A 3,960-nucleotide genomic window follows, 5' to 3' on the forward strand; every position below is an offset into this window, starting at 1 on the left:
GCCGCGAGAAACCTGGCGAGATTGGCTATTTGATGGATAGATCTCCCTTAAGCGCTGTAGAAGCTATTGATGCCGATCTGGTTGATCGCGTTGGTTACTGGGATGAAATTTCTGATGAAGCCCTAACAGGCGATCGCGAATTCGTACACCTGGCTGATTATGCCATGAGCACAACACCAGAGGCATCAGAGAATGCCAGTAAGATCGCAGTCGTATACGGTATTGGCGAAATTCACTTGGGAAAGAGCCAGGGTGACCCCTTCTTTGGCGGTGGCATGACCATGGGCTCAGACACAATTGCCCAAGCAATTTCTGATGCCATTGATGACAATTCAATCGAAGCCATTATTCTTCGCATTGATAGCCCCGGGGGGTCCTATGTTGCATCTGATGTAATGTGGCGTGAAGTCGTACGGGCCAAGGAAGTTGGCAAGCCTGTGGTTATTTCTATGGGGGACGTTGCGGCATCCGGTGGGTATTTTGTATCCGCACCAGCCCACAAAATCCTGGCGAACCCAGTGACGATCACCGGGTCAATCGGTGTTGCTGGTGGTAAAATGGTCCTCACAGACCTCTGGAAAAAAGTCGGCGTTAAATGGGACGGCGTAAAAGCCGGGGAAAACGCCGATCTCTATAGTGCCAACAAAGCATTTACCAATGAAGGATGGGCACGACTGCAAGGTTCTCTGGATCGTATCTACGAAGACTTTACAGTTAAAGTCGGTGAAGGCCGGGGCAAAAGCCAGCAAGAAATCCACTCAATTGCCAAAGGGCAAATCTGGAGTGGAGCCCAGGCAAAAGAAAATGGACTGGTTGACGAACTCGGTGGGTTCAGGGATGCCATTCGTGTGGCTCGCGACGCTGCGATGATCAAAGAAGAAACTGATCATCAACTTGTTTATTTCCCAGAACCCAAAGATCCACTCGAAGAGCTTTTTGAAAGTGCAATGGGGGGGCAGATGATTTTAACCGATCCAGTGGCTCTCAAATCATTGAGTACACTGATCAAAATAACAGCCCCGATCCTAAAACCTTTTGAGCAGTCTGTTCAAAACCCCAAAGCAAATATTTTGAACTCACGTGTTACACCTATCGGACAAGAATAGGAAAAACATCCGGTCAAGAGGATTGGAAACTGTTTATTGAAGCAGGGATCCACGATCAATCAAACGATCTGACGGGAAGTTAATCGTTACCGATGTTCCTCTATCAGGCTCGCTCTCTATAGAGAGTGAGCCTTGATTGCGCTCAATAATCGCCTTCACAATACTCAGGCCCAAACCACTTCTCTCTTCAGCTTCTTCATCAGCCTTCCAGAAAGGATCTGTAATGAAGGGCAAGTCTTCTTCTTTAATGCCGACCCCAGTATCAGAAAAACGAATGCTCAAACCAGAATAGGTATCGTGCAGGACCGTAATATCAATTCGACCTTCACGGGGGGTGAAATGAATCGCATTACTGAGAAGATTGACAATAATCTGTTTAAAGCCTTGAGCATTGGTTCTGAGATAGGGCAAGTCATCCTGTATAGAACACTCGACCTGGACTCCTTCGTCAGAAGCGCGCAAGTCCAACGCCCGAACACAACCGAGTATTTCATCGCCGACATCAAGCTCTTCGTCCTGTAAGCCCGCCTCTGCTGATTCAAGCCTGGATATTTGCTGAATATCAGTCACCATGGTCATCAGGCTGGAACCTGCTTCAAAGATATATCCCAGATATTCTTCCCGCCGCTCTTGGTCGACCTTGTAGTCATCTTCTTTCATCAGAATTTCAGAGAAGCCGATGATGGCGTTAAGGGGTGTTCTGAGCTCATGGCTCATATTCGCAAGAAAAGAAGTTTTTGCTCGATTTGCAATTTCAGCTTTTTCCTTCGCCTCGATCAAAGCCCTGTCATGCTGCTCAATCGTAATGAGCATATTGTTATAAGCTTCGACAGTTTGCCCCAATTCATCGTCGGATCTCCACTTCACCAAAACAGGTTTTTTCTGATTGGCCATTTCATCAATAGAATTGGACAGCAGTTTCAAGGGGCGTCCAACAGCACGATTGATTGCAATGGCAGCCCCACCACCAAGTGTTGTCAAAATTAGCAAAAAGATAAAAGCATCAACAAAAACCCGGACCCATACATCGGAATAAGCCCGCTCGGTCGTATACCCGACTTCCAAATGTCCCAAAATTTCGTTGTTATCAAAAACAGAATAAATCAGGGGAATACGAATATATTCGACTTCAGAAAAATTAATATCGGATACATTAGGGTCTTCTGCAGGATGAAATTCTCCCGCACCGTCGGGTAGGGTTATTTTAACACTGACAAGATCTGGATCTCTCATCAACGTTTCAAGAACCAGTATCACAGTGCTTTCATCGTAATCCCAAAGAGATCTTGTTAAAGGGATTGAAACCTTCGTTGCAACATCAAGTGCACGTTGGGCAATGCGTTCTTCTTCTAACCGGAAAAAACGGGCTTCAAAAAAAAGAAACGGCACCAACCCCGTCACCAGAACGCAAAGAGTGCAAATTACCAATAATTTTGTACGGACAGATTTAAAAGCCATATCAATCTAGTGCCTATCATTCACCGTAACATCAACAATAGACGGGTAAAAGCCTGTGATTATTGTCTTTTTCACTTCCACACCCCTACACCCAAAGCAGTCATCACAAATTATGTCGGGTTAACGACTATCTAAATTTATAGCGTCATGAGAATCCAACAAACGTCCCTTCATGGGATGAAAAATTCTCCGAAATGGTACTCTACCTGACGATTCTTATACCTAAGTACTGTAGCAAAGATACCGTGAGACAGTTAACAGGGAATAAAGATATTAACCTTAAAAAAAGAAAGGTTTCACAACGATTTTCTCATTGTGAAACCAATTTTAAATAGAAGAATTAACCATATTAAGGCAGAGTGAAATTCAAGGGCTAAATAAATTTACGAGCTGCAATCAAAAATTCAATATTCCCCTCTGGTCCCTTAATCGGGCTTTCTGTTAAGCCAAGTACTGCCCAATCGGTTTCCTCGTTCAGCCAGTTTTCAATTCGATCACAAACTTCCTGATGCAATTCAGGTTCACGCACGACCCCGCCTTTACCGACACGCCCTTTTCCAACTTCGAACTGAGGTTTAATCAGCGCAACCATAAGCGCACCGGGCCCCGCCAAGGCCATCGACGCAGGTAATACTGTTTCCAGACCAATAAAACTGGCATCGCAAACAATCATATCCAGAGCTTCGGGGACTTGTTCGGTGGTCAAATGGCGTGCATTTGTACGCTCCATGACGACAACCCGTTCATCCTTGCGTATTTTCCACGCAAGCTGTCCATGACCAACGTCAACAGCATAAACCTTTGCGGCCCCATTGGTCAGCAAAACATCGGTAAACCCGCCCGTTGAGGCCCCGACATCCATACAGACTTTTCCTGCTGGATCGATGTTAAATTCTCTGAGACCTTTTTCAAGTTTAAGACCTCCCCGGCTAACCCAGGGGTGATCTTCTCCCTTTACAGTTAACGGTGCATCTTCTGCCAAGGGTTGGCCAGGCTTATCAATCCGTTTGGTTTCCGTATAAACCTGCCCTGCCATGATCCGTGCCTGAGCCTTGGTCTTGCTTTCGACCAGCCCCCGATCAACCAGTAACTGATCAGCTCTTTTTTTTCCGACTTTAGCCACGTTCCATGCTCTTGTAATTCATTAATCCTAGACGCTCTCGCCATGCAAAGCGTATTACAAAAACAACGGATACAAAAGCAAGACCCGCAGCAAGGCCTAACCAAATACCTGTGCCTCCTCCACCAAGAACAAAGCCACAATAATAGGAAATCGGTAAGCCAAACACCCAATACCCCATGATTGCCCATAACATCGGCACCTTGGTATCGCTCAACCCACGTAAAACACCTGCCGCAACCACCTGACATCCATCAACGAGTTGGAAAAGAGCCG

3 protein-coding genes and 1 pseudogene are annotated in these 3,960 nt (G+C 45.9%); 1 reads left to right on the top strand and 3 read right to left on the bottom strand.

Annotation, left to right across the window (positions count from 1 at the left end; genetic code table 11):
* The coding region (gene sppA / locus Q0241_RS17420) for a signal peptide peptidase SppA (protein WP_299379966.1) at window positions 1-1,106 on the top strand (1,106 nt) is incomplete at its 5' end.
* A gap of 33 nt (window positions 1,107-1,139) precedes the next feature.
* Here the strand turns inward: sppA and Q0241_RS17425 are convergent.
* The 3 genes and pseudogenes from Q0241_RS17425 to Q0241_RS17435 form a co-directional block, all read right to left on the bottom strand.
* A complete protein-coding gene (locus tag Q0241_RS17425) occupies window positions 1,140-2,564 on the bottom strand; it encodes an ATP-binding protein (RefSeq protein WP_299379969.1) in 1,425 nt (474 codons plus the stop codon).
* Window positions 2,565-2,937: 373 nt separating this feature from the next.
* Window positions 2,938-3,687, bottom strand: a complete 750-nt coding sequence (locus Q0241_RS17430) for a TlyA family RNA methyltransferase (RefSeq protein WP_299379972.1) — start codon at window positions 3,685-3,687, stop codon at window positions 2,938-2,940.
* Window positions 3,680-3,960 (bottom strand): annotated as a pseudogene (locus Q0241_RS17435) (MATE family efflux transporter); the annotation flags it as partial. The gene Q0241_RS17430 and the pseudogene Q0241_RS17435, both read right to left, overlap by 8 nt.

It is taken from the genome of uncultured Kiloniella sp. (assembly GCF_937128705.1).
Lineage (GTDB): Bacteria > Pseudomonadota > Alphaproteobacteria > Kiloniellales > Kiloniellaceae > Kiloniella.

What these genes read in the sequence shown, in the direction of transcription:
- Q0241_RS17425 (WP_299379969.1), bottom strand. Translation starts at nt 2,564, where the DNA reads ATGGCTTTTAAATCTGTCCGTACAAAATTATTGGTAATTTGCACTCTT.